Source organism: Herbidospora sakaeratensis (assembly GCF_001570525.1).
GTDB classification, from domain to species: Bacteria; Actinomycetota; Actinomycetes; order Streptosporangiales; family Streptosporangiaceae; genus Herbidospora; species Herbidospora sakaeratensis.
Genome location: NZ_BBXC01000001.1, coordinates 1 through 1157 on the forward strand (window position 1 = coordinate 1; position 1157 = coordinate 1157).

Genomic DNA, 1157 nt, shown 5'->3' on the forward strand with positions numbered 1-1157 from the left:
GGGTGGGCGGGAGCCGTAACGGAAGGAAGGAATTTCCCTGTGGCGGGGGAGGGCATGGCTGTGGGGCCTGATTCCGACCCCCCGGAATCAGGCCCCGTCCCCCTTGGTGGTGCTTGGGTGGCCCGGTTCCGGTGGGAGCGGAACCGGGCCCGGCCCTACCCCGGGTGTGGGTGTGGGGTGCGGGCCATCGGCGGAGGGCGGTCGCGGGGTGGCAGCCCCGGTGCGGTCGCCTTCCGCGTTATGCCGCGGTGGCTTCGAGCTACGGCTGTGGTCAGTGCGGCAAGCTGCGGTGCACGCTCACGCAACGGCGGAGCCGGCTGCTCGCCGGGCCCATGCGCCGTGGTTCGCGGACCGGCTGGTCGAGCGCGGCCACCAGCGCCTGGGCGGTCTTGGCGTCGGCCAGCACCCGGGCGGCCTCCTCGCCCACGGGCAGCTGGCCGTTCTTGGCCAGCTCGTGCTCAAGGAAGGTCAGCGGCTCGGGGTCGCCGGCCGCGTTGGCGGCGACCGTCGCGCGACTGGCCGTCAGGAGGGCGAGGTAGTAGTTGCGCAGGGACGCCTCTCGCAAGCGCGCCTGCTCCAGGTCGTCGAGCAGCTCCCGGGCGATCCGGAGAAGATCGCCGGCGTGCCCGGCCTCGGCCGTGATGTGGGCGCGGATGTCGTCGAACTCCGACCGCTGCGTCATGATGGCCACCTCCACGGCGGGGGTCCAGACGCCGGGTTGGCGCCGGGTGACTCCCGCATCTCATTCGTATCCCGCCCTGATTGCGGTCGGCTTGACATCGGCTTGCCCTCACCGAGGTCATGCGACCGCTCTCGAACCGGGTGCTACTTAGATGCGCGAGTGACCAGGTTGGTTGTCAGGCCACGGCAGTCGTTTGTGGCGTGAGTGGTCGGGGGAACTGTTAGTCTTCTCGTGTCGGCCTGGTCCGGCGAAACCCCATCCACTCGCCTCACGGCGGATCCGGCATGGGTTGCTTCATCCCCTGAACTCCACGATCACGCGGCTGGTTCGCCTTCCGCTCCGATCGCTGGTAAGTTAGAGGGGTTGCTCTGAAACAGGAGCAGCCGAATTCCTCTCGGGTTCGGATCCAGAAGTCAAATCGCTCGGTTTGACACTGACTGGGACCGCTGAGAAGATAAAGGCACAACAGCAAGAC

General features: G+C 68.3%; 1 protein-coding gene. It reads right to left on the reverse strand.

The genetic code is table 11. The features are described 5' to 3' along the window. Positions 1-271: 271 nt before the first annotated feature. The gene (locus AW271_RS00005; protein ID WP_062330060.1) at positions 272-682 is read right to left on the reverse strand and encodes a hypothetical protein; all 411 of its coding nucleotides are present in this window, start codon (positions 680-682) and stop codon (positions 272-274) included. Between the last annotated feature and the right edge of the window lie 475 nt (positions 683-1157).

What these genes read in the sequence shown, in the direction of transcription:
- AW271_RS00005 (WP_062330060.1), bottom strand. Translation starts at nt 682, where the DNA reads ATGACGCAGCGGTCGGAGTTCGACGACATCCGCGCCCACATCACGGCC.